Raw genomic sequence first — 23070 nt, 5'->3', positions numbered from 1 at the left:
AAAGGCCTTCAGCCCGTCCGGCGTTTGAGGACGAGGCCGTTCAGGCCGATGGGGGGTCTGGGGGCGCAGCCCCCAGGGATGGGACGGGTAGGGGCGGCGGGGGCGAGAACCCTCCGGTGCCCGCCCCCGCCCGCGTCTCACCTCACCTCACCGGAAACGCCACGTCACACACCGCGTCCTCCGGCCCCGCCGCATCCCAGTCCGCGAAGTACACCTCCCGGCAGGGACCGTCGTACGACAGCCCCCGCTCCCCGATCCACGCCTCGACCGCCTCGAACGCGGCGATGATCTGCGGATGAGCCACCTGCGCCTTGGTGATCCGCGCGTACGCGAGCCGTCGCGCCGGCTCCACCCGCACCCCGATCCCCGACGCCCGCCCCCGCTTCTCGGCCCACGCCCGCGCAGCCTCCTCGTCGGCGACCGGCACGCACGACTCGGCGGGCCCGTCGCTCTCCATGCTGACCTCGGCGTAATAGACGACGAAGGGCGAGCCGGTCGTCCCACCGCACTCCCGCGCCCCGTCCTCCAGCCGCGCCAGCGAGGCCGGAATCCAGACCGGCAGCTCATCCGCCAGCGTGTGCCGCTTCTCCGTCAGCACCACCCGCTCCGGCACATCCACCGTCTCGACCACGAACTTCCCGTACATCTCGGTACTCCTCCCGGACAGCCGTCCACGGAGGTACTCGGCGAGCGTCCGCTGCGAAGCGAACCGCGCCTCGGCATCCGCCCAGTACGTGGCGAGGAGCACGGAGCCCTGCGCCGCCCCTACCTCCACCACCTCGGCGATCCGCGCGAGCGGCATGTCGAGCTGCCGCAGCAGCGCGACCAGCCGGGCGCGCTCGACCTGGTCGGCGCGGTAGTAGCGGTATCCGCTGACCTCGTCGACATGGGCCGGAGCGAGCAGTCCGAGCCGGTCGTACAGCCGAAGCGCCTTCGGCGAGAGCCGCGCGCGGGCGGCGAACGCGCCGATCGTGAGCAGTTCCTGTCGCACGAGCCCATCCTCCGTCACCGGGCGCCTTCCGCCCGGTGACAAGGGACGCTGCTCCCTGCCCCAGGGGCAAGGTCAAACAGTTCAGGCGCCCAGGTGCTTCTCCACCGCCGCCACGACCTCCGCCGACTCCGGCTCGGTCTGCGGCGAGAACCGCGCCACCACGTCTCCACCCGGCCCGATCAGGAACTTCTCGAAGTTCCAGCGGATGTCACCGGTGTGGCCCTCGCCGTCGGCGGTGTCCACGAGACGCTCGTACAGCTCGTGCCGCGCGTCCCCGTTGACCTCGACCTTCTCGGTCATCGGGAAGGTGACGCCGTAGGTCGCGGAGCAGAACTCGGCGATCTCCTCGGAGGTGCCGGGCTCCTGCCCCATGAACTGGTTGCAGGGCACACCGAGCACGGTGAAGCCCTGCCCCGCGTACCGCTCGTGCAGCCGCTCCAGGCCCGCGTACTGCGGGGTCAGCCCGCACTTGGAGGCCACGTTCACGATGAGCACGGTCTTGCCGCGGTACTGCCCGAGGTCCGCGGTGCCGCCCTGGAGGGAGTCGATCTGGACGTCGAGCACGGAACTGCTTGAACTGTCAGTAGTCATAAACGGATGCTAACTCCGCTTGATGGCGCCCCGGCCACGTCCCCGTTCGCTCGGTAAGGTCGCGAACGTGACCACCGCGAACACGATCAAGGGCATCTACGAGGTACTCGACGACCGCTTCGTCACCGGCCGCTGCACGAACGGCGACGGCAGGCTGGAGGTCCTCCACGACGGCTCCCGCTGGGCCGAGGGCCCGCTCTACGTGCCCGCCTGGCGCCAGCTGATCTGGAGCGACATCCCCAACGACCGCATCCTGCGCTGGGACGAGCCCACCGGCACGGTCGGCGTCCTGCGCACCCCCGCGGGCAACAGCAACGGCAACACCCTGGACCGTGAGGGCCGCCTGATCAGCTGCGAGCAGGGCAACCGCCGGGTGACCCGGACGGAGCACGACGGATCGGTCACCGTCCTCGCCGACCGTTACGACGGCAAGCGGCTCAACAGCCCGAACGACGCGGTCGTACGGTCGGACGGTTCGGTCTGGTTCTCCGACCCGGACTTCGGGATCCTGAGCGACTACGAGGGTCATCGGGCCGAGTCGGAGATCGGCGCGTGCCACGTCTACCGCCTCGACCCGGGGACCGGCGAGGTGCGGCTCGCGGCGGACGGCTTCGACGGGCCGAACGGCGTCGTCTTCTCGCCCGACGAACGGCAGCTGTACGTCTCCGACTCCCGCGCCGCCCGCATCCGCGTCTTCGACGTCCGCGACGACGGCACCCTCACGGACGGGAGAACATTCGCGGAAGCAAAGAATGGTGTTCACTTCGACAACATTCGCTTCGACGACGAGGGCAGGCTGTGGGCGGCCGCCCTGGACGACGGGGTGCACTGCTACGACCCCGACGGCACCCTCATCGGCCGGCTTCTGGTCCCCGAGAGGGTCTCCAACATCACCTTCGGCGGCCCCAAGAACAACCGCCTCTTCATCACGGCGTCCACGTCCTTGTACGCGCTGATGATGTCGGTGACCGGCGCCCCGCGCATCCAGCGGCACCGGTAGTCCGGTAGTCCGGGAAACCGGTAACCCGGGGCACCCGCTCCTCCCGGCCTACTCCCGTTGGGCCTTCACGAGCACCTCCCCGGCGGGCGTACGGGAGTACAGCACCGACCGCCCGGCCCGCCCCCTCCGTACCAGCCGGGCGTCCAGCAGCACCTTCAGATGGCGTCCGACCGAGCCGAGACCCTGCCCGGTCAGGGCCACCAACTGGGTCGTGCTCATCGGGGAGTCGAGGAGGACGAGGACCCCGGCGCGGGCGGGTCCGAGCAGCGCGCCCAGGCTCTCCGGCACGGCCTCGGGAGCGGTGTCGGCGAGCACGCCCGAGCAGGGGTAGACGACGGCGTACCGGTCCGGCTCCTCCCACGCCACCCAGCCGTGCCGCTGCGGCGTGATCGGCACGAACACCAGCTCGGCGCCGGAGATCTCGCGTGGCGGGTACTCGTGGAGATTGACCTGCAGCCGGTTGTCGCCGAGCCAGCGCGTGCCCGGCCGCAGCGCGTCGAGGGCCGCCGCCCAGCCGCCCTGGCTCAACTGCGCCGTCCGGGCGACGACATCGGCCTCCAGGACGCGCCGCCGCCGGTCCCAGTAGGGGCGTACGGCCTCGGTCCAGACGTGGGTGAGCAGGTCGGCGGCGCGCTCCGGGAGGTCGTCGCGGTGCAGGGCGGCGGGCAGCGGCCCGGCAAGGGAGACGGTGAGATGGGCCCGCGCGTCCGCGGCCGACGCCTCCCGCACCCGGGCGACCTCCTCCTCGAAGTCGGCCTCGCCGCGCGGCGTCGGCGTCAGGAAGTCGGCGATCCAGTTCCGCCCGAGCCCGGACCGTATGAGCAGCGCGGTGACGGGGTCACCGGCCAGCCGCTTCTTGTACGCGGGCAGATGGGCGTCGAGCCAGGCCCGCTCCCCGGGGTGCGCCGCCGTCCCCGCGTGCAACAGCTTGACGGCGGCGAAGGTCTCGGCGAGCGGGGAGAGCGCGAAACGGGTGCGGGCGAGGGTGTCGGCGTTGATCTGCCACCAGCCCATCCGCACCTCCCGCCGCTTCTCTCCCGCCGGCCATGGCCCTGCGTGGTTTCGCTTCTCCGCGAAACAATAACGACCACGCCGGGCGCCGTCCGAGACTCCGGGCATGCGCAGCTACTCCGACCTTTTCCGCACCCGGGAGTTCACCCCCCTCTTCCTGTCCTCCGCGCTCAACTCGGCGGCCTCGACGATCGCCGGCCTGGCCGTCGGGACGCTGGTGTACAGGGCGACGGACTCGCCACTGCTGTCGGCGGTGAGCATGTTCGGGCCGCAGCTCGCCCAGGTGATCGGCGCGACCACCCTGCTGTCGGCGGCGGACCGGCTGGCGCCGCGCGCCACGATGACGGGCATCGCCCTGTCCTTCGCCGTCGGTACGGCGGTGATGGCGACGCCGGGCCTTCCGGTCTGGGGGCTGTTCCTCCTGATCTCCGTCCTCGGTCTGGTCGCGTCCCTCGGCGGCGGTGTCCGCTGGGGTCTGCTGAACGAGATCCTGTCCAAGGACGGCTATCTGCTGGGCCGTTCGGTCCTCAACATGGCGAACGGCCTCACGCAGATCACGGGTTACGCGACGGGCGGCGTCCTGGTGGCGGTGCTCTCGCCGAGGATCACGCTGGCGGGAGCCGCGGCCCTGTATCTCGCGGCGGCCCTGATCACCCGCTTCGGCATGACCCGCCGGGCGCCGAGGGCCACCGGCCGCCCCTCGATCGCGCAGACCTGGCGTACCAACGCGCTGCTGTGGTCCTCGCGCCCGCGCCGGACGACGTACCTGCTCCTGTGGATCCCGAACGGTCTGATCGTCGGCTGCGAGTCCCTGTACGTGTCGTACGCCCCGGACCGGGCGGGTCTGCTCTTCGCCTTCGCGGCGTTCGGCATGTTCGTGGGCGATGTGACGACGGGCCGATTCATCCCGCCCGCGGTCCGCGGGCGCCTGGGCATCCCGTTCCTGCTGCTCCTGGCGACGCCCTATCTGCTGTTCGCGCTGCGGCCGGGGGTGGCGGTGGCGGCGGGCGCGGTCGCCCTCGCCTCGGTCGGCTTCGGGGCGAGTCTGATCCAGCAGGAACGCCTGATGGCCCTGACGCCGGACGAGTTGAGCGGGCACGCCCTGGGGCTGCACTCCTCGGGCATGCTCACGATGCAGGGGGTGAGCGCGGCGCTTGCGGGGTCGGTCGCCCAACTCTCCTCGCCCGGAACGGCGATGACGGTGATGGCGATCGCATCGGTCGCCGCGACGCTGCTGATTTCGGGCTCCCGTCAACGCCCGGAGGTGTCCACACCACAACAGAAGCAACCAGAAGTGAACGCCCTCTGAACGCCGAAAAGTTGTACGACCGGAGCCACAACTCCCCTGCGGAGGATGCCGTCGAACGGGATGACCACACGCGCACAGACCTACGCGCGGACCTCATCGGCCCTCAGGGCCCCGTTGGGCCCATCGGGCCCCGTGGAGGAGAACCAACCATGTTCAGTCGCCGCATCACCGCGCTGCCGAGGGCGCTGGCGCTCGCCACCGCCGCCGTGGCCGTCACCCTCGCCGCCCCCGCGGCACAGGCCGCGCCCGCCAAGAGCGCGACCGCGGTCGTCGTAGGCCAGAAGCTGTTCTACACGGCGGCCGCCGGTCAGACGAACCACCTGTCCGTCTCCTGGGCGCTCGGCGCGTTCGACCCGGATTCCCAGCTGAGCGACTTCATCTACACCTTCGACGACACCGTCAAGATCTCCCTCGGCGCGGGCTGTGTCCGCCCGGCCGGCGGCGACGACACCAAGGCCGTCTGCACGGTGACCGAGCCCAACACCTCGGCGTCCGACCTCGACTCCCTGATCGTCGACCTCGGCGACGGCAACGACACCGCGACGACCAGCAACACCAGCGGCGGGTACACGAGGATCTACGGCGGTCCTGGCAACGACACCCTGACCGGCCACGGCGTCGACGTCCTCTACGGCCAGGGCGGCAACGACCGTCTCTCCGGCGGCGGCGGGGTCTACGACGAGGGCGCGAACGGCGGCGCGGGCAACGACACCCTCGTCAACTGCAGCGCCGAGTGCCACGGTGGCGCGGGCAACGACAGCCTGTCGGGCACGAGCGGCGACAACTCGCTGTTCGGCGACGACGGCAACGACAAGCTGTACGGCAACGCGGGCCACGACCTGCTCCAGGGCGGCCGGGGCAACGACACCCTGTACGGCGGCGCGGGCGACGACAAGCTGTACGGCAACAGCGGCGACGACGTCCTGCACGGAGGCGCCGGCAAGGACTCCCTGTCCGGCGGCCCCGGGCGCAACAAGACGTACCAGAACTGACCCGTTCGCGGGGTGGTCGGGCGCGGGCGTGCGGAACGCCGGCCCGACAGGCTCTCGGTCTCCCTGAGGCCGAGAGCCTGATCGTCCCCCCGAGGTCAGGCCTTGCCCGTCCCGGCCCCCTCGACGGCGCGCAGGGCCTCGATGACGCTGGCCACATGAGCACGGGCGGCCGCCTCGGCGCGCTGCGGATCACGCGCGGCGATGGCCTCGACGAGGGCGAGGTGTTCGCCCAGGGAGACCTGGGGGCGCCCGGACTGCAGGGCCAGCCGGAACTGGTGGCGGACGATCTGCGCGTTCAGACGGGTGAGGAGTTCGGCGGCGGTGTCCTGGCCGGAGATGTCCCGGACGAAGTCGTGCAGTTGGCGGTTGAGCTCGGAGTACTTCAGGGGCTCGGCGGCCTGGACGGCGGCACGCAACTGCTCGCCGAGTGCGAGGAGTTGCGTGATCTGCGCATCGGTGACCCGTTCGGCGGCCTTGGCCGCGCACAGCCCCTCGAGCACCATGCGGCACTCGTAGATCTCCACCGCCTCGCTCACGGACACGGTCCGGACCCGGGCCCCGCGGTTGCGGATCCGCTCCACGAGGCCGTCGGCGGCGAGATCGACCAGCGCGGCCCGCACGCTGGCCCGGGTGACGTCGAACTGCTCGGCCAACTCGGCCTCGACCAGGCGCTGTCCTGGCACCATGTCACCGGCGAGGATGGCCCCGCGCAGCGCGACGAGGGCCTGCTCCTTGGCCGCGGCGCCGCTGCCTTTGGCACTGCCGGTAGCTGGGGACACGTACGTACTCCTTCGGTCTCGAGCTCCTGGAGCGCCTCGGGCTTCCTCGAGCTCTCCGCTCTCCTGGGAGATGGTTACCGACCGTAGGATGGGTACACAAAATCGTCAACAATCTGGCCCCGACCGTGGGGATCCGGGCCCGGTGGCTGCTGGCATTCTGGGGGGGGTGGTCGTGGAGCGGATGAGGATCCGCCGAGGAGGGGAGCGTGCCATGGGCGGGGCGGAACGGGAACGGGTCGCTACGGGGCCGATGAGTCCCGAGCAGATGATCGCGGAGGCGCGGAAGGCGTTCTTCGTGATGTTCGGGTTCCTGGCGCTGGTCTGGCTGGCGCAGCTCGCGAACTTCGCCGACCACTACGCACTCTCGCGGGACTACGGAGTGGTGTCCGGCGACATCGGCACGCTGCCCAACATCCTCACCGCACCCTTCCTGCACTGGAACTGGGCACACATCGAGAGCAACTCGGGACCGCTGTTCGTCTTCGGATTCCTCGCCGCCTACCGAGGGGTGGTCCGTTTCCTCGGGCTGAGCCTGCTCATCGTGGTGACCAGCGGTTTCACGGTCTGGTTCCTCGAGCGGGGCGACGTGGACACGGTCGGCGCCAGCGGCCTGATCTTCGGGTACTTCGGCTATGTCGTGGTGCGCGGGCTCTTCGACCGGCATCTGATCGACACGCTGATCGGTGTCGTCATGGCTGCCTCCTTCGCCTACATGCTCACCGTGGCGGTGCCCGGGACGCCGGGGGTGAGCTGGCTGGGACACCTCGGCGGCCTGATCGGCGGCCTGGTCGGGGCCTGGCTCTTCCGGGACCGACGCCCCCGGCCCGCCAAGGACACCCACGCCGGCGGCAGCACCGGCCCGACCACCCGCGGCACCCTTCAGCCCCGCCCCGACAACCCCCGCGCCGACCTCCACAAGGAACTCGGCGACCTGGGCCTGCTCTAGAAGCTCCGCTCCAGAACCCGCCGCCCGTCGGTTCACTCCCGGCCCGCGGAGCCCCGCCGTCGCCCACGCTCAGGGTCGGTGAAGCAGGTGCACGCCAGTGTGTACCTGCGTTGGTGCCGTGTGCGGCCTGGCTCACACCAATAGGCCCGTATCGCACGGTGGACAGTGGGTACGCGCCATCCGTGGGCTTCAGCGGCGCCGTCATCCACCCTGAAGGGTGCATATCCGGCAACCTTGTCATTTGACCGTCGGGCATGTGATCGGGGGCTTCCGTGGCCTGTCCGAAAAAGAAGGACGACCCTGGAACGGGGGACGCATGACCCAGGCGGACGATCGCAGGGGACTGGCCGGCGTGGCCACGAGACAGGGGCTCGAGGGGGCGCTCGCAGAGGAGGCGCCGTTGCCACAGGCGGCCCCCGCGCCACGGGTGATCCCGGTCAGGCGGGGCGCCCGCGCGGACCGGCTCGCCGCGTTGGACGGGCTGCGATTCCTGGCGGCGCTGTCGGTGGTCCTCTTCCACTTCGTCGGCCAGACCCCCGGGGCGATGGTCGTCGTCTGGGGCCGCCCGTACCAGAGCACCTTCCCGCAGGCGCACGCCTACTTCGCCTTCGGACGGCTCGGCGTCGACCTGTTCTTCCTGATCAGCGGCTTCGTCATCTGCATGAGCGCGTGGGGGCGCACCCCGCGTGACTTCTTCATCTCACGCGTCACCCGCCTGTACCCGATGTACTGGATCGCGATCGTGCTGTCGGCGTGCGTCATCTACTTCGCCGACACCCCGTTCGGGCACCCCAACCCGCGGGTGCTCTTCGCGAACTTCACGATGTTGCAGACCCCGCTCGGTGTGTCCAACCTGGACCCGGTCTACTGGACGCTCTGGCCGGAACTCTGCTTCTACCTCACGTTCGCGGTCGTGGTGTGGAAGGGCCTCACCCATCAGCGGGTGGTGATCTTCTGCGGGTTGTGGACGGTCGCCGCGGTGCTGGCGCCCAGCGCCCACATCCCGCTGCTCACGCTGATCGTGAACCCGACGTCCGCCCCGTACTTCATCGCGGGCATGGCCTTCTACCTCATGCACCGCTTCCGGCCGACGCCGCTGCTGTGGGGGATCGTCGCCATGTCGTGGCTGCTGGCGCTGCACTTCCTGCTGGCACCCCACGGCGGCCGCGTCAACTGGGCCACATGGGCGCCATGGCGCGGCTGGCTGATCCTCCTGACCACGCTGTTCTTCCTGGCGATGGGCGCCATCGCGCTCGGCGGCACCCGTCGGATCCGCTGGCGCGGGCTGACCGTCGCGGGTGCGATGACCTTCCCGCTGTACCTGTTGCACGACACGATCGGAATGACCGTCGCCCACCACTACGGCGACCGGATCGACCCCTCGGCGCTGGTCGTGGCCACGGTGATCGCTTTGATCGTCCTGTCGTACTTCGTGCACCGCTTCGTCGAGCGGCCGATCGCGCTCGCCATGCGGCGCTCGCTGAACACGGCCGCGTTCGACCGGCAGCCGCCGACGCCGCGCTCTTGACGGATGGTGGTACGACGGCGCCCCCGGCAATCGCCGCCCGGCTGCCTGTCCGGAGAGTCCGCGCGCCATGAACGTGCTGGCCAAGCAGGCTGTTCCGCCGCGGGTGCTGTTTGGGTAAAGGGTTCGGCATCGAGTGTTCAATGGTCTTGTCCTGTGCATGTCTCACTCGATGGGATGCACGGAGACCACTCCGTGCAACTCAGGACCATCCAGGGGGATTCATGCACATATCCCGTACCGGGCGCGGCGTCGCGGCCTCCACGGCCGCCACCGCCGCCCTCGCGGTCGCCGCGCTGGCGACCGCTCCGCTGGCCGGCGTCACCGCCGCCGCGCCTGCCGCCGTACCGCACACCAAGGCCGTCCCGGCCATTGCCGGGCACACCCTGGTCCGCGACGTGGCCAGCCCGCTCTCCAGCGAGCAGTGCCAGGCCAAGTGGCACATCGCCTGTTACAACCCGCTCCAGTACCGCACCGCGTACGACCTCAACGCGCTGTACCGGAAGGGCATCACGGGCAAGGGGCGCACCATCGTCATCGTCGACTCGTACGGCTCCCCGACCGTCCAGCACGATCTCGACGTCTACAGCAAGCAGTTCGGCCTGCGCAGCACCAAGGTCAACGTGGTCAAGTGGGGCAAGGTTCCCGTCTTCGATCCCAAGAACGCCGACATGACCGGCTGGGCGGGGGAGACCACCCTGGACGTCGAGATGGCCCACGCCGTGGCGCCCGACGCCAAGATCGTCCTGGTGGAGACGGCGGTCGCCGAGACCGAGGGCACCACCGGTCTGCCGGAGATGATGGACGCCGAGAAGCACCTGATCGACCACGGCGTCGGCGACGTCATCAGCCAGAGCTTCGGCGCCACCGAGGACACCTTCCCCGGATTCGACAAGGGCGACTTCTCCAGCATCAAGAAGCTGCGCTACGCCTTCGAGGCCGCGAACCGCAAGCACGTGACCGTCCTCGCCTCCTCCGGTGACGGCGGCGCCACCGACCTGAAGGCGGACGGCAAGACCTACTACGACAAGCGCGTCAACTCCTGGCCCTCCTCGGACCCGCTGGTCACCTCCATCGGCGGCACCCAGCTCCACCTGAACGACAAGGGCCAGCGCGTCAAGCCCGACAGCGTCTACAACGACTACGGCTCGGGCGGCGGCGGCCAGTCCCACGTCTTCTCCCGCCCGGCCTTCCAGAACGGCGTGAAGAACGTCGTCGGCGCCCGCCGCGGCACCCCGGACGTGTCGCTGGCCGCCGCGGTCAACGGCGGTGCCTGGATCTACTCGAGCTTCGACCCGACCGCCACCGGTTGGGACGTCACCGGCGGGACCAGTGAGGCCAGCCCGCTCTTCTCGGGCATCGTCGCCCTCGCCGACCAGGCGGCCGGCCACCGGGTGGGCAACATCAACGAGGCGCTGTACGCCCTCTCCAAGCGTTCCGCCCACCACGACAGGAGCGCCGGCGTCGTCGACGTGAACGACGGCACGAACAACAGCTACGAAGGCGTCACCGGCTACAAGGCCGTCAACGGCTACGACATGGCCACCGGCGTGGGCACCGTCGACGCCCTCCGCTTCGTGCCCGCACTCGCCCGAGCGAGCCACCGCGGCTGAGTCGCCGCTGCGAGTCGGCCCCTGAGAGGTGCCCCTGAGACGGCCCGGGTTCCACACCCGGGCCGTCCGTCTGTTCATCTGCAGAAATCAAGTCGGTGGATTCCGTCCGCCGCCTCGGTTCAGGCTGAGAGGATCGAAATACTCGAAATCGACGGCAGGCATGATTCATGCGCGCTTGCACATGTCCTCCTTCGGTATGCCGCCCTCTTCCTCGATTAGCGTGTCGGACAAAGGGCCACGTTCACCCTTGTTACTGTGCGGGCCCCAAGGGCTGCTCATGCAAGGGCCGTCCATACAGGGGCTGTCCACAAAAGATGTCACGCGCCGCCCTGCGGACAAGATTCGCCTTGGTCGAATACTGGCGCAGTCCGGTCGAGAGGAAACGGACCATGCACGATTATTCTCGTCGCGGCCTGTTCAAGGCGACGGCGGCCGCCGGTGCCGGGGCGGTGGTTCTCCCGGGTGTCGCGGCAGGGGAGGCCCCGGGCGCGAGCGCCGCGACCGAAGGGGCCGAACACGCGAAATGCAAGCCGGCGAAGCTGACCGGCCGCATCGTCCGTCCCGACGACTCCGGGTACGCGAGTGCGAGCCTGGGCTGGGACGAGCTCTTCGCTCACTATCCGCTGGTCATCGTCTTCGCCCAGAACACCCAGGACGTGGTCAACGCCCTGACGTGGGCGCGGCAGAACGACGTCGCGTTGCGGGTGCGCAGCGGCCGCCACAGCCTCGAGGGCTGGTCGAACGTGGACAACGGCATCGTGATCGACGTCAGCGAGTTGAAGTCGGTCCACATCGACACCGACTCTCGTGTCGCGACGGTCGGCGCCGGGCTCAGCCAGCTGGAGGCCGTGACCACCCTCGCGAAGAAGGACCTCGCGGTGACGACCGGGACGGAGGGCACCGTGGGTCTGTCCGGTGCGACGCTCGGCGGCGGTTTCGGCTTCCTCACCCGCTACCTCGGCATGGCCTGCGACAGCCTGGTGGGGGCTGAGGTCGTCGTCGCGTCGGGTGCCGAGTGCGCCAAGGTGGTCAAGACGGACTTGAACCACCACTCGGACCTGCTCTGGGCGCTGCGCGGGGCGGGGAACGGCAACTTCGGGATCGTCACGTCACTCACCTACAAAACGGCTCGGCTGAAGAGCGTCACTTATGTGCAGGCGACGTGGGCGGGAATCGGGGACCTGCACGGGGTCTTCGACGCGTGGCAGCGTACGGCGCCGACCGCCGACAACCGCCTCGGAACCCAGGTCGAGATCCACAAAAACCAGATCCTGCTGTTCGCGGTTCTCGCTGAAGGATCGCCGGAAGAGGCGAACGCGTTGCTGGCCCCGATTCTGTCGGTCGGCAACCCCCAGCTCTCGGTGCAGGTGGGTAACTGGGGCGACGTGTACGCCGGATTCCAGATTCCGACCGGGGACGAGCCCGCGAACTGGAAGTTCTTTTCGCAGTTCACCAGAAAGCCGTTCCCGAAGGAAGCGATCAGCCTGATCGCCTCATTCATGCAGGACGCCCCCACGGATGACAGCAACTTCTTCACCCAGGCCTTCGGCGGTGCGGTCAGGAAGAGTCCCCGCGGCGGCGCGGCGTTCGCGCATCGCGACGCGCTCTTCTACTCCGAACCCGGCGCCGGCTGGGGGAAGCGCACAGGGCAGCCAGGTGTCTGCGACCCTCTCACCCCGCAGGCCCAGGCCTGGATCGCCGAGTTCAGCCAGGCACTGCGGCCGTACGTGAACGGCGCCTACGTCAACGTGCCGAACATCGGAATGCAGGATTGGGAGACCGCCTACTGGGGATCCAACTTCGACCGGCTGCGCAAGATCAAGGCGAAGTACGACCCCCGCAACGTCTTCCAGTACGAGCAGAGCATCCCGCCCGCGTTCTGCTGACCGAACCAACGCAAAGGGCCGGCTCGGGAGGGAAGCCCCTCCCGAGCCGGCCCTTCTCGGACGTCGTACGTGCCATGTCGCCGCACTGAGTCATCTACCTGTCCGCGGGCGTCTCTTCAGAAGGCGCACTGCCACCAACGATGTGGTGGATCGCCGTACGGCACAGCGTCAGGACGCTCGAGGATCTTCAGATCGAGAGACTGCACGATGCTGTGGAGCTCGCGCGAGCTCTTCTTGGGGAGAGCACAGATCGCCAGCTCCAGTAGATCTCGTTCGTCCGCCGGTTCGGGGCAACAGTCCGGGATGCCGCACCGGTCGCTGAACGGGGAAGGGAGTTGATCTCTCGGTGCCCTTGCGATGGCAGCCCACCGGGTGAGCGCCTGCTCGATCAGACCGGGCTGGAGCCGCGTCCGTTCCAGCAGAATGATCTGTGCTTGAGCTGGGCCGGAGAGCCGACCGATCTTTGAGTAGCTTCGATGTGCAGGAAAGTGCCTGTTGTCCGCCCTGAGGCGTGAGGGGCGCCTACGCGGCATAGCCCTTTCGGCTGTGAGTCATGGGCAGCAGTCTGACACGCGGCTGGACTGGTGCGAAGGTAGCCCGTCGGCGCTGAGCGGGTCCGGCGCGCGCCTGGCGCGAGGCCACACGAAGTGGCGTACGCAGGTCACTCCAGGAATGGCGGGCTCCCCGGTCATGAAGTAATGGCCTGCGACAAGCCGTCGTCGGCCGTGACCGACCGCACGATGCGGCACGGCAGCGGCAGCCGGTCCTTGCCCAAAGACGCAGGCCTGCTGGACGCAGGCCTGTCAGTGTCCCAGCGAGGGATTGCGACCCCGAACCGCCGGCTCGAAGCGGCGCGGCATCCGCCGTAGAAGCCCGGCCCGCGTCCACTCGGCGGTGGTCGGCATCGGAGACACCGACGGCGTCACTGGCGCCGCGTGTCATCCGTATGCCGCAACGGAAACCGATTCACCCGTCCGGCCGACCTGGCGTGCCGTCGGCTGACGTGCCGGGAAGCCTAGGATCCGCCACTAGAGAGAGGGGCGTCGCCCACCCCTGTCTGGCATCGGCGAGCCCACGTCATGACCGGAAGGAGACGGGATGCTGCACCGCGGCAGAACCTCCTGGAAGCGCTTTGCCGCCGTCCTCGCGCCGAGTGTCATGGCCGCCGCTGCCCTCGGAGTCGGTATGGCCCAAGGAGCACTGGCCGCGTCGTTCCTCATCTCCGGCCAGAAGTTCCAGGTGGCCCTGGACACGCTGGACGTCCGTGGTCTGAGCATCTACGGCATGGTGGACGTGACCAGGAAGGGCACCCTGGTGCCCGTCTTCGTCACCGGGGCCAGCCGTGCGGAGATCAGCGGGCTGTGCCAGTCCGTGGTGGTTTCGGTCCCGGTTCTGGGCCCGTACACGCTGAGGATCACCGGCGGCGACCGCAGGCGGGTCGAGGCGAAGAACCTGTTCCTCGACGCGACATCCTTGTCGAGCACGCAGGCGAACTTCGACGACCTCGACATCGGTGTGGCGGCGGGAGCGGTCAGCAAGGGCCCGATCAACCGGGGGGACAGGAACTCCCGGTTCTTCGACCCCAACGGCTTCGCCCAGCAGGCGGATTCTGCCTTCCTGACCAACGTGCACTTCACCACGGTCGCGGTCTCGGCCGCCACGTTCAACGTCCCGGACCTCGATGTGCGGCTCAGACAGGGCCACCACGAGTGCTTCTGACCCATCGTCACGAAACACCCATCCTTCGCGCCCGCTCGCCCCGTACTCCCGCCCGCCGAACATCACGGAAAGCCCACGTGTTCTTCGAACGATTCGGCAGGCGCCAGAACGTGCGCGTCGCCGCCACCGCCGCCCGACGAGGATTCAAGACCTGGCGGGACGAACGCCCCTTCTGGGCAGGCCTGTTCACCCTCGCGGCGGGCTTGCCCATCATCTACTTCCCGTACGCGCACCTGAAGTTCGGCGCCATCACGCTGGCACTGTCGACCTCGGCCGGCGCGGGGTCGCTGATCATCGGAGTCCTCCTCGTGGCCCTGGCCATCTCCCTCTGGTTCCACCAGCAGGTGCGCGTGTTCGCAGGGATCGCGGTCATTCTGCTCGCCCTCGTCTCCTTTCCCGTCGCCAACTTCGGGGGCCTCCTCATCGGGTTGACCTCCGGCCTGATCGGCGGATCCCTGGCCTGTGCCTGGATTCCTCCGCCGCCCGCCACCGAGCCGCAGCCCGCAGCGAACCCCGCGTCAACGACCATCCCCGCGGGTGAGGACCACGGTGGCACGTGACGCCCTGACCGGCTGTGCGGCAAGCGGGCCGGAGTCCGATCCCCGCCATCCGAGCAGTGCGGTGAGGAGCCGCCCGGCCGGCCAACTGCTGTGGCCCCTCGCCTGCGCGCTGGCCGTGGCCGGCCTGCCCTTGGTCCTGCAGCTCGCCACACCAGCGGCCTCGAAGGCGTTGCTCGCCCCCGGCGGCATCCGTACATCCAAGGCACCAGCAGATGCCGGCACGCCGGTCGCCCGACTGCCGGGCCGTCCGGCGAACGTCCCCTGGGTGCTGCGCGCCGACAGACTCGTACTCCACGGCAGTGCCTTCCGCGGCGTGGTCACCGTCCGGACCGCGGCCGGGTCCACGCGGGCGCTGAAGTTCACCGCACGGTCGCTGGACTTCGGCGACCTCGATCTGACGGCGGGCCGCGGCCGCGCGGCGATGCGTCTGCGGACCAAGCCCGCGAGCACATCCACGGTCAAGGGCAAGGACGTGGTGACTCTGTACACCCAGAAGCTGTCCGGCACGCTCGTCGGACTGGGCGGCGCTCCGCTCCCGGCGGACCGCAGCGTCACCGTCACCCCCGACACACTGCCCCCGTGGCTCTCCCACCCCGCTGTTCCCACCCGCACCATCACCTTCGAGAACGTGACCGTTTCACAGGTCGCCCAGCTCAGCGGCGACCTGTCCATCGCCGGGCCGGCCCTCAGCGCGAGGCCATGAGTCCGGCCGCACCCCTGTCCCGCGATCCCGCCGACGGACCCCTTCCAGCGGGGTCCACCACTTGGTGGACCCGAAGTTCAACCTGTCGAGGCTGTCGGCACGAACCCCCCGCCGACCAGCATGAACGGCATGAAGAATCTCCCCGTTCGCATGGCTCGTTGGAGCGCCGGGCACCCCTGGCGCGCGATTGTCTCCTGGCTGCTGTTCGTGGTCCTCTGCTTAGGCGTGGGCATCACGGTCGGCGGCAACCCGGCCACCACGGAGGACTTCCGTATCGGTGAGGCGGGCCGGGCGGAAGCGCTGGCCGCCGAGGGCGGGCTGCAGCAGCGCCCCGTCGAACGCGTTCTGATCACCGCGCGGCCCGGGTCCGGCCGCCTGGACCTGACCGCCGCCGACGCCGCCGCGAAGGACGTGGCCGACCGGATGCGCGGGCTTGACGAGGTCCGCTCGGTGGCCGACCCCGTGCACGCGGCGAACGGCACCGCCGTCCGCGTCGACGTCACCATGAACGGCCCCGAGCTGGAAGGGAAGAAGCACGTCGCCCCGCTGCTCGCGCAGACCGCCGCCGTGCGGAAGGCCAACCCGGATCTGCGGGTGGAGGAGACCGGATCCCCCTCCATCAGCGAGGGCGTCGACAAACTGCGCGGCGACGACCTCTCCCGCACCGAGGTGATCGCCCTGCCGGTCACCCTGATCACCCTGTTGCTGGTCTTCAGCTCCATCGTGATGGCGCTCGTACCGCTGCTGCTCGCGCTCTCCTCGATCGCCGCGGCCATCGGCCTGTCGATGCTGGCCTCGCACGTCTTCCCGGACGCCGGCGTCGGCACCAACGTCATCCTGCTCATCGGCCTGGCCGTCGGCGTCGACTACACGCTCTTCTACCTCAAGCGCGAACGGGAGGAGCGGGCCCGGGCCGGCGGCCGGCTCAGCCCGCAGGCCGTCGTCGAACTCGCCGCGGCCACGTCGGGACGGGCCGTCATACTCTCCGGTCTCGCCGTCGCCGTCTCCAGCGCCACGCTGTTCCTCGCGGACGACGTGATCTTCTCCTCGATCGCGACCGGCGCGATCGTCGTCACCCTGGTCGCCGTGCTCAGCTCGCTGACCGTCCTGCCGGCCCTGCTCGCCAAGCTCGGCGAGCGAGCCGAGCGCCGCGCCGTGCGCAGGGAGGCCCGGGCCGTGAAGCGCGGTAGGACGCCCCGGCCGCGGAAGCAGCCCAAGACCGGTGCGGGCCGCCTCACCACGGCGGTGCTGAGTCTCGTCGGGAAGCGCCCCGCCGCCGCGCTGACCGTCACCGTCATCGCCATGCTCGCCCTCGCCGCCCCGGTGCTCGGCCTGAAACTGACCGACATGGGCCGTGAGACACACTCACGCTCCATCGCGGCCATGCAGGTGTACGACCGCCTCAACGCGTCCTTCCCCGAGCTGAAGTCCATGCACCAGGTCGTCGTACGAGCCGACGCCAACCGCTCGTCCGAGGTGACCGCCGCCCTGCGCGAGCTCGCGGCGGACGTCAAGGACGATGCCCGACTGAGCGGCACCTCACAGCTGTTCACCTCGCCGGACAAACGCATCAGCATGCTCCAGCTCCAGGTGCCGTACTACGTGAGCACCGACCAGGCCCAGTCGTCCCTCAAGGACATCCGCAGGACCTACGTCCCCGAGACCGTCGGCAAGGTCGCCGGCACCGAGACCGCGGTGACCGGAGACGTCGCCCGCTACACCGACTACCCCACGCATCAGCAGCAGAAGCTGCCGCTGATCATCGGAGCCCTGCTGCTCGTCACCTTCGTCATGACGGTGTGGGCGTTCCGCTCGCTGGTCCTCGCACTGGTCGGCGTACTGCTCAACCTTTTGTCGGCCGCCGCCTCGCTCGGCGTGCTGGTCCTCGTCTTCCAGGACACGTGGGCCGAGGGGCTGCTCGACTTCGACTCCACCGGTTCGATCGGCTCCCGGGTGCCGCTGTTCCTCTTCGTCATCCTCTTCGGGCTGTCCATGGACTACCAGGTGTTCGTGATCAGCCGGGTGCGTGAGGCCGCTCTGAACGGGGTTCCGACCCGCAAGGCCGTGATCGACGGCATCGGCAGCTCGGCCGGTGTGGTCACCAGCGCCGCCGTCGTGATGGTGACCGTGTTCGCGAGCTTCGCCGCACTGCATCTGATCGAGATGAAGCAGATCGGATTCAGTCTGGCGGTCGCCGTACTCCTCGACGCCTTCGTCATTCGGATGCTGATGCTGCCCGCGCTCATGCTGCTGCTGGGCGAGGCCAACTGGTGGCCCTCACACGGGATCCGCAAGGCCCGCGACACGACCCCCGCCCCCCGCACCCTCGAAAAAGTAAGCTGAACCCATGAAGCAGCGGCCGCAGCCCGACGACCGTCACTCCCTGGGCCCGCTCCACCTCTGGAACACCATCTCCTGGGTCGTCCTTGGCCTGTTGCCCACGGCCGTCGCCGTACTCGACGCGGCCGAGGCGAAGAAGTACGGGTCGTTGGGTCTGCTGGCGCTGATCACCCTGTGCTACGTGCTCGTCCTGGCTCCGCCGCGCAAGCCGGTGCTGCGCCCCGAGGTCTTCCTGGGACTGCTCGCGCTGGTGGAGGGCGGCGTCTCCTACCAGCTGGGCGGCGCGGCGGCGTTCTACATCGTGTCCCTGCCGCACTTCTGGATCTTTGCCCGCAACCCGAGGTCCTCTCTCGTGCTGAGCGGCTTCGGCGCGGCGACCACCGTCTTCGGCGGCACCCTGCGTCAGGGCTGGAGCCCCCAGTTCCTCACCGGGAACGTCGTCTTCACCGTGGTCGCCTACGGCGCGGGCGTCGTCCTCGGCCTGTGGGTGCACCGCTTCATGAGTCAGAGCAACGCCCGCGCCGAGCAACTGGCCTCCGAACTGCACAGTGCACAGGAGCAGTTGGCGGAGGCCTACCAGCGGCAGGGAGCGGCGGCCGAACGCGAGCGCATCGCCCGCGAGATCCACGACACCCTCGCCCAGGGGTTCGCCTCCATCATCGTCCTCGCGGAGGCCGCCCGCGACGCGAACGGCACCGACGCCGACACGTGCGACCAGCAACTGCTGTCGATCGTGCGGACAGCGCGCGAGAACTTCGCCGAGGCGCGCGTGCTGGTCGGCTCCGCCCCGCAGAGCGGAGTCGCCCCGGGCTCGGTGGCCACCACGCTGCGTCGGACCCTGGACCGCTTCATCCAGGACACGGGGCTCACCGTCACCGCGGACTTGGCCGACGTCGACTGCGACCAGACGACCCGCATCGCACTGTTGCGCTGCACCCAGGAGTCTCTTGCCAATGTGCGCAAGCATGCGGCCGCCACCACGGTGGGCGTCGTCCTGGCCCGGCCTCCGCACGGCATCGAACTGGAAATCACCGACGACGGCCGCGGTTTCGTGCCGGACGAGGCCCAGGGCTTCGGCCTCGCCGGCATGCGCAAGCGGCTGGCCGAACTCGACGGCGACTTCACGGTCACCAGCTCCCTCGGAGACGGAACGCGCATCCTCGCCACGATCCCCACGAACAGTCAGGACTGACATGGCCCGACCGACGACCGACCAGGCGGCCGCGCCGCGGGCAACGGACAGGATCCGTGTGATCGTGGTGGACGACCACACCGTGATGCGGGCGGGAGTCGTCGCCCTCCTGGCGTCCGAGCCCGGAATCGCCATCGTCGGAGAGGCGGGCAACGGCAGGGAGGCCGTCGAACTCGTCCAGAGCCTCGCGCCCGACCTGGCCCTCATCGACCTGCGTATGCCCGTCCTTGACGGCGTCGCCGCGACCGCGGAGATCGTCGCCGGCAGGACATCGACCCGGGTGCTGATCCTCACCACCTACGACACGGATGTGGAGATCGAGCGCGCCGTCGAGGCCGGAGCCATCGGCTACCTCCTGAAAGACACCACGCGCGAGCAACTGGTCGACGCCATCAGAGCCGCGGCCCGCGGTGAGACGGTTCTGGCCCCGAAGGTGGCCGAACGCCTCGTCGCCCGCATGCGCCGCCCGGCCCCCGTGGCGCTGACCGGCCGAGAACTGGACGTCCTGAACGCGGTGGCCGACGGTCTCTCCAACGCCGAGATCGGCAAACGCCTGGTCATCGGCGAGGCGACGGTGAAGACCCACCTCCTGCGCGTCTTCGCCAAACTGGACGTCAGCGACCGTACCCACGCGGTGGTCGTGGCCCTGGAACGCGGACTGCTCGTACGCCCGGACCGGGAGGCGCTCTGAGGGCCGGGCCCCCAACGCGCAGCTGACTTGGACGTGGAGTCGGCGGCCGAGGCGGAGCGCGCGCTGGGCGCGCCGGTGCGGACTGGGGGGCACGGGCGCATGACGGGGGTGACGGTGGGACTCATCTCGTGGTGGTTGCGGGTGCCGTCGTGTCATGCGGTAGTGACAGGGAGATGGAGTCACCGCAGGCATCGATCTGTGCCGCTGCATGATGTGTGTCCATGACTGGGACGTTCGTGCGCTCACGGTCGGGGTTGTGCGGTGCCGAGACCAGCGCTTCGCCCTCCTTGACGCAGTAATCGCCGGCGCCTTTCGCACCGCTGGGCGTGTATTGAAGGTCGACCGTCACTTTTGCCCCCTTGTGCAGAGTGACCGGCTTGGGGTGTCCGTGGCCGACGCCCTCAATGCTGTTCGCCTTGCCGTTGTGGACGCTGAATCCCGGGTAACCGGCGAACACGCAGGTCTTGGGCCCCTTGTTGGCAGCGGTCAAGAGCGCGTTGCGCCGACTACTGCTTTGCGTGGGGAGCAGTACCAGCGTCCACGTCAAAGAACCGGTTCGGCACTCGGTGGGGTTCGGCGCCTCGGAGGACGTGGCGGATGAAGTGACGGACGGAACGGACGGACTCGCCACGCCACTCGCGGGAGTGGCGGTCCCGTTCTCTCCGGCTTCGTGGCCACAGGCCGTTACGGCCAGGCCCACCAGGAGCACACCCAACCCGGCGGTGAGACGTGTGGTCGCTCGCATCGTTCCCCCTGAATGCATGGTCTATCCCGTTTGACGAACGGTTGGGCGCCGCGGTCGCAGGCCGCGGCCGGAAAAATCTGCGTACTCAGTACGCGCGAGCCGCCTCGCACGACAGCGACCACCTGGCCGTGGCGCACGCAACCGGCGTGGTGCGAGGCTGCTGTTGGGTTCCACGGAACTGCTGTGCGTGTCAAGTGCCGGGGTAGACCAGCGTGTTCTCGGTACCGAGGGACGTGTGAGCAGTATCGGCGTACAGGGTGGTCTCGCCGTCGGACCAACGGACGATCAGGTCGTCGTTGACGCCATTGGGCGTGTAGTTGCCCGCCGTCATGACCAGGTCGTGCTTCCACAGGTCGTTGGGGTCGCGCATGCGGGCCTCGGCGCCGAGGCCCGCGGTCGAGGTGGCCACGTAGGTGTCGAGCTCGCCGTCCACCCAGCGTACGAGTACGTCCCAGTTGGCCTTGCCGCTGAAGTTCCCGCTGGTCAGCAAGGTGGCGTTCTTCCAGGTGTCGTTCGGAGCCAGAAGGCGCTTCTCGGTCCCGAAGGTGCCGGCACCGACATAGGTGTAGAGGGTCAGTTCGCCGTCGACCCAGCGCACCATCAGATCCGTGGCGTACTTTCCGTTGTGGAACTGCCCGGCCGAGATCTGAATCGCGTTCTTCCAGACGGAGCCGGAGGGCGCCATCCGGACTTCGTTGCTCATGCCCGAAGCGCTGACGTCCGGGTAGAGAGTGACCTCACCGTCGGACCAGCGCACCATGAGGTCGGAAAGATCGGAGCCGGTGAAGTCGCCGCCTGTGATGGTCTCCGCGTGTGTCCAGGTGGAGTTGGGCGCCTGAAGCCGTTTCTCCGGCAGGAACGCGCCCTTGCCGTCACCGGGGTACAAGGTGACTTCGCCGTCGGACCAGACCACGATCATGTCGCTGCGGCGGTTGCCCGTGTAGTCGCCCGAGGCCAGCAGTTTCGCGTGCTGCCACAGTGCCGCTCCTCCGGGGAGCTTCGCCTGGATGCCCTGGTACGGGGGCAGGTTGGACGGTGGCTGCCGGTCAGCTATGGCGTCGGCTAGGAGGTTGGCGGCGTCGGAACCGAACGCCGGGGCGTAGCTGATGTAGTCGACGTTCGCGTCGTTGCCGCCGCCGTTGTAGCCACCGAGGTTGCCGATGACATGGCCGGAGCGTGCGTCGTCCTGATAGTCGGTGATCCACGGGCTGCCGGAAACGCCACCGTAGTAGCCGCCGCAGGTCATCGACATCTGACGGAACCCAGGCAACTGCTCCGTCGGTACGGTGCACTTGATGGCCTGTCCGGCCCCGTTGTGGTCCTTGCCCGGATAGCCCACGACCGTGATGTCTTTGTGGTTGTAGCCGGCCGGCCGGGTGAAGGTCAGCCCTCCACCCACGGCGTCCTGGAGCTGCTGGCCGCGCTGATTCGCCGAGACGCGCGCGAACGCGGTGTCCAGATCGGACCAGGGCTTCTTGGTCGACGAATGGCCCTTGTCAGGTATGTAGCGGGGGTCGATGAAGATGTGCTGGATGTGGAAGATGCCGTAGGGCTGCTGGTCGGGTCCCGCGCCCTTGATGAACTTCGGTACGAAGATGTAGTTGTTGCTGTAGCCAAGTCCGCAGTGTGCTGCGGTGAGGATCACGTTCCTGGCCGGGGTATCGATCACGCTGCCAGTGCACGACCAGTTCGTACCGGTGGGGCTGCTGGAGCCGAAGAACGTCCCTACGAGGCGGGTTCCGCCGAACAGGGTGCCGTTCCGAGAGACGTTTCCCGCCGCCGGCATCGCATGTTTGTGGGCGGACGGTGCTGACCGTAGGGCGTTCAGCGGCTGGGCGTTTGCCATGCGCTCCGCGGTCCAGTACTTGGCAGCCTCTTGAGCCTCATGGCCCGCAACTGCCCCCGGAGACGCAGACGGAGACGGAGGCGGGGACGGGGACGAGGTCGCGGACGGGGATGAGACTGCGGGCGGAGAGACGACCGCGGAGGGGCTCCGCGTGGGCGCTGACGCTGACGCGGATGGCCGAGGCGTGTTCGTGGCGTTCGGCGTGGCAGCGTCCGCGGCGGAGGACGGACGCGGTGACGGTGACACAGCCCATGTGGTCGGGGCCGCGGTGCCGAGCACGGCCGCGCACAGCACGGCGACGACTGGCAGGTGTCTTCGATACGACAACGTTCCACTCCTGTGGGCTTCACGGATTCTGAGCACGAAAAATCGACCTTCCGCCGAATCGCGGGGGGCCGGAATCGGCCTACTGTCCCGAGTGGTTCCGCGGAAAGCCGGCGGTAACGTGAGGGATGAGGCGGTCAGTTGCACACAACGGCACGGGGCAGCACTACGGCCGCCATTCCCTTTGATGTCACGAGGTGGTACTGGTAGCGCGGCTCAGCCGCGCTACCGCCCTGGGAATGTGCCTGTCACGTACATCGCGCTCGCCGAAACTGGCCCCCACGGCGCAGAGTGGGGCCATATTTCG

The 23070-nt window shown here is 69.1% G+C and carries 19 protein-coding genes; 13 read left to right on the top strand and 6 right to left on the bottom strand.

The window, feature by feature from the left end:
• Positions 1-142: 142 nt before the first annotated feature.
• Complete coding sequence (locus OG798_RS24810) at positions 143-991, bottom strand: MerR family transcriptional regulator (protein ID WP_413253551.1); 849 nt, start codon at positions 989-991, stop codon at positions 143-145.
• Between the two features lie 81 nt (positions 992-1072).
• Positions 1073-1582 (bottom strand): glutathione peroxidase, encoded by a 510-nt coding sequence (locus OG798_RS24805; protein ID WP_121415823.1) that lies wholly within the window; start codon positions 1580-1582, stop codon positions 1073-1075.
• A 67-nt stretch (positions 1583-1649) separates the two neighbouring features.
• On the opposite strand from OG798_RS24805, the gene OG798_RS24800 reads away from it, so the two are divergent.
• Positions 1650-2582, top strand: coding sequence for an SMP-30/gluconolactonase/LRE family protein (locus OG798_RS24800; RefSeq protein WP_257016737.1), 933 nt, complete (start codon positions 1650-1652; stop codon positions 2580-2582).
• 48 nt (positions 2583-2630) lie between these two features.
• On the opposite strand, the gene OG798_RS24795 is transcribed toward OG798_RS24800, so the two are convergent.
• Positions 2631-3596 (bottom strand): ArsR/SmtB family transcription factor, encoded by a 966-nt coding sequence (locus OG798_RS24795; RefSeq protein ID WP_121415825.1) that lies wholly within the window; start codon positions 3594-3596, stop codon positions 2631-2633.
• A gap of 103 nt (positions 3597-3699) precedes the next feature.
• On the opposite strand from OG798_RS24795, the gene OG798_RS24790 reads away from it, so the two are divergent.
• Together OG798_RS24790 and OG798_RS24785 are read left to right on the top strand one after the other, a co-directional pair.
• Entirely contained in the window at positions 3700-4902 is a 1203-nt protein-coding gene (locus OG798_RS24790) for an MFS transporter (protein WP_328757695.1), read from the top strand.
• Positions 4903-5051: 149 nt separating this feature from the next.
• Positions 5052-5894 carry a calcium-binding protein gene (locus OG798_RS24785; RefSeq protein WP_328757694.1) on the top strand — a complete coding sequence of 281 codons (843 nt, stop codon included), beginning with the start codon at positions 5052-5054 and terminating at the stop codon, positions 5892-5894.
• 95 nt (positions 5895-5989) lie between these two features.
• On the opposite strand, the gene OG798_RS24780 is transcribed toward OG798_RS24785, so the two are convergent.
• A complete protein-coding gene (locus OG798_RS24780) occupies positions 5990-6673 on the bottom strand; it encodes a GntR family transcriptional regulator (RefSeq protein WP_257016739.1) in 684 nt (227 codons plus the stop codon).
• Positions 6674-6884: 211 nt separating this feature from the next.
• Between OG798_RS24780 and OG798_RS24775 the strand changes: the two genes are divergently transcribed.
• From OG798_RS24775 to OG798_RS24730, 10 genes are all read left to right on the top strand, one after another.
• Positions 6885-7619 (top strand): rhomboid family intramembrane serine protease, encoded by a 735-nt coding sequence (locus OG798_RS24775; RefSeq protein ID WP_218902150.1) that lies wholly within the window; start codon positions 6885-6887, stop codon positions 7617-7619.
• Positions 7620-7935: 316 nt separating this feature from the next.
• Entirely contained in the window at positions 7936-9147 is a 1212-nt protein-coding gene (locus OG798_RS24770) for an acyltransferase family protein (RefSeq protein ID WP_121415828.1), read from the top strand.
• A 221-nt stretch (positions 9148-9368) separates the two neighbouring features.
• Entirely contained in the window at positions 9369-10757 is a 1389-nt protein-coding gene (locus tag OG798_RS24765; protein ID WP_121415829.1) for a S53 family peptidase, read from the top strand.
• A gap of 389 nt (positions 10758-11146) precedes the next feature.
• Positions 11147-12643: an FAD-binding oxidoreductase gene (locus OG798_RS24760; RefSeq protein ID WP_121415830.1), complete on the top strand. Its 1497-nt coding sequence runs from the start codon at positions 11147-11149 to the stop codon at positions 12641-12643.
• 1098 nt (positions 12644-13741) lie between these two features.
• Complete coding sequence (locus tag OG798_RS24755) at positions 13742-14362, top strand: DUF6230 family protein (protein ID WP_121415831.1); 621 nt, start codon at positions 13742-13744, stop codon at positions 14360-14362.
• A 77-nt stretch (positions 14363-14439) separates the two neighbouring features.
• A complete protein-coding gene (locus OG798_RS24750; protein ID WP_267062134.1) occupies positions 14440-14922 on the top strand; it encodes a DUF6114 domain-containing protein in 483 nt (160 codons plus the stop codon).
• Positions 14912-15625, top strand: coding sequence for a hypothetical protein (locus tag OG798_RS24745; protein ID WP_120985316.1), 714 nt, complete (start codon positions 14912-14914; stop codon positions 15623-15625). Before OG798_RS24750 ends, OG798_RS24745 begins: the two co-directional genes overlap by 11 nt.
• 129 nt (positions 15626-15754) lie before the next feature.
• Positions 15755-17968 (top strand): MMPL family transporter, encoded by a 2214-nt coding sequence (locus OG798_RS24740; protein ID WP_267062133.1) that lies wholly within the window; start codon positions 15755-15757, stop codon positions 17966-17968.
• Between the two features lie 4 nt (positions 17969-17972).
• Entirely contained in the window at positions 17973-19157 is a 1185-nt protein-coding gene (locus OG798_RS24735) for a sensor histidine kinase (RefSeq protein ID WP_328757693.1), read from the top strand.
• 1 nt (position 19158) lies between these two features.
• A complete protein-coding gene (locus tag OG798_RS24730; RefSeq protein ID WP_095854103.1) occupies positions 19159-19848 on the top strand; it encodes a response regulator in 690 nt (229 codons plus the stop codon).
• 121 nt (positions 19849-19969) lie between these two features.
• On the opposite strand, the gene OG798_RS24725 is transcribed toward OG798_RS24730, so the two are convergent.
• Positions 19970-20593: a DUF4232 domain-containing protein gene (locus OG798_RS24725; protein WP_121415835.1), complete on the bottom strand. Its 624-nt coding sequence runs from the start codon at positions 20591-20593 to the stop codon at positions 19970-19972.
• A 190-nt stretch (positions 20594-20783) separates the two neighbouring features.
• The gene (locus OG798_RS24720; protein WP_328757692.1) at positions 20784-22379 is read right to left on the bottom strand and encodes a trypsin-like serine peptidase; all 1596 of its coding nucleotides are present in this window, start codon (positions 22377-22379) and stop codon (positions 20784-20786) included.
• Positions 22380-23070 lie beyond the last annotated feature (691 nt).

It is taken from the genome of Streptomyces sp. NBC_00271, assembly GCF_036178845.1.
Taxonomy (GTDB): domain Bacteria; phylum Actinomycetota; class Actinomycetes; order Streptomycetales; family Streptomycetaceae; genus Streptomyces.
The sequence above is the reverse complement of the archived record's forward strand: the minus strand, read 5'-3'. Positions and strand labels throughout refer to the sequence as shown.

What these genes read in the sequence shown, in the direction of transcription:
- OG798_RS24805 (WP_121415823.1), bottom strand. Translation starts at nt 1,582, where the DNA reads ATGACTACTGACAGTTCAAGCAGTTCCGTGCTCGACGTCCAGATCGAC.
- OG798_RS24795 (WP_121415825.1), bottom strand. Translation starts at nt 3,596, where the DNA reads ATGGGCTGGTGGCAGATCAACGCCGACACCCTCGCCCGCACCCGTTTC.
- OG798_RS24790 (WP_328757695.1), top strand. Translation starts at nt 3,700, where the DNA reads ATGCGCAGCTACTCCGACCTTTTCCGCACCCGGGAGTTCACCCCCCTC.
- OG798_RS24785 (WP_328757694.1), top strand. Translation starts at nt 5,052, where the DNA reads ATGTTCAGTCGCCGCATCACCGCGCTGCCGAGGGCGCTGGCGCTCGCC.
- OG798_RS24775 (WP_218902150.1), top strand. Translation starts at nt 6,885, where the DNA reads ATGGGCGGGGCGGAACGGGAACGGGTCGCTACGGGGCCGATGAGTCCC.
- OG798_RS24770 (WP_121415828.1), top strand. Translation starts at nt 7,936, where the DNA reads ATGACCCAGGCGGACGATCGCAGGGGACTGGCCGGCGTGGCCACGAGA.
- OG798_RS24765 (WP_121415829.1), top strand. Translation starts at nt 9,369, where the DNA reads ATGCACATATCCCGTACCGGGCGCGGCGTCGCGGCCTCCACGGCCGCC.
- OG798_RS24760 (WP_121415830.1), top strand. Translation starts at nt 11,147, where the DNA reads ATGCACGATTATTCTCGTCGCGGCCTGTTCAAGGCGACGGCGGCCGCC.
- OG798_RS24755 (WP_121415831.1), top strand. Translation starts at nt 13,742, where the DNA reads ATGCTGCACCGCGGCAGAACCTCCTGGAAGCGCTTTGCCGCCGTCCTC.
- OG798_RS24740 (WP_267062133.1), top strand. Translation starts at nt 15,755, where the DNA reads ATGAAGAATCTCCCCGTTCGCATGGCTCGTTGGAGCGCCGGGCACCCC.
- OG798_RS24735 (WP_328757693.1), top strand. Translation starts at nt 17,973, where the DNA reads ATGAAGCAGCGGCCGCAGCCCGACGACCGTCACTCCCTGGGCCCGCTC.
- OG798_RS24730 (WP_095854103.1), top strand. Translation starts at nt 19,159, where the DNA reads ATGGCCCGACCGACGACCGACCAGGCGGCCGCGCCGCGGGCAACGGAC.
- OG798_RS24725 (WP_121415835.1), bottom strand. Translation starts at nt 20,593, where the DNA reads ATGCGAGCGACCACACGTCTCACCGCCGGGTTGGGTGTGCTCCTGGTG.
- OG798_RS24720 (WP_328757692.1), bottom strand. Translation starts at nt 22,379, where the DNA reads ATGCCGGCGGCGGGAAACGTCTCTCGGAACGGCACCCTGTTCGGCGGA.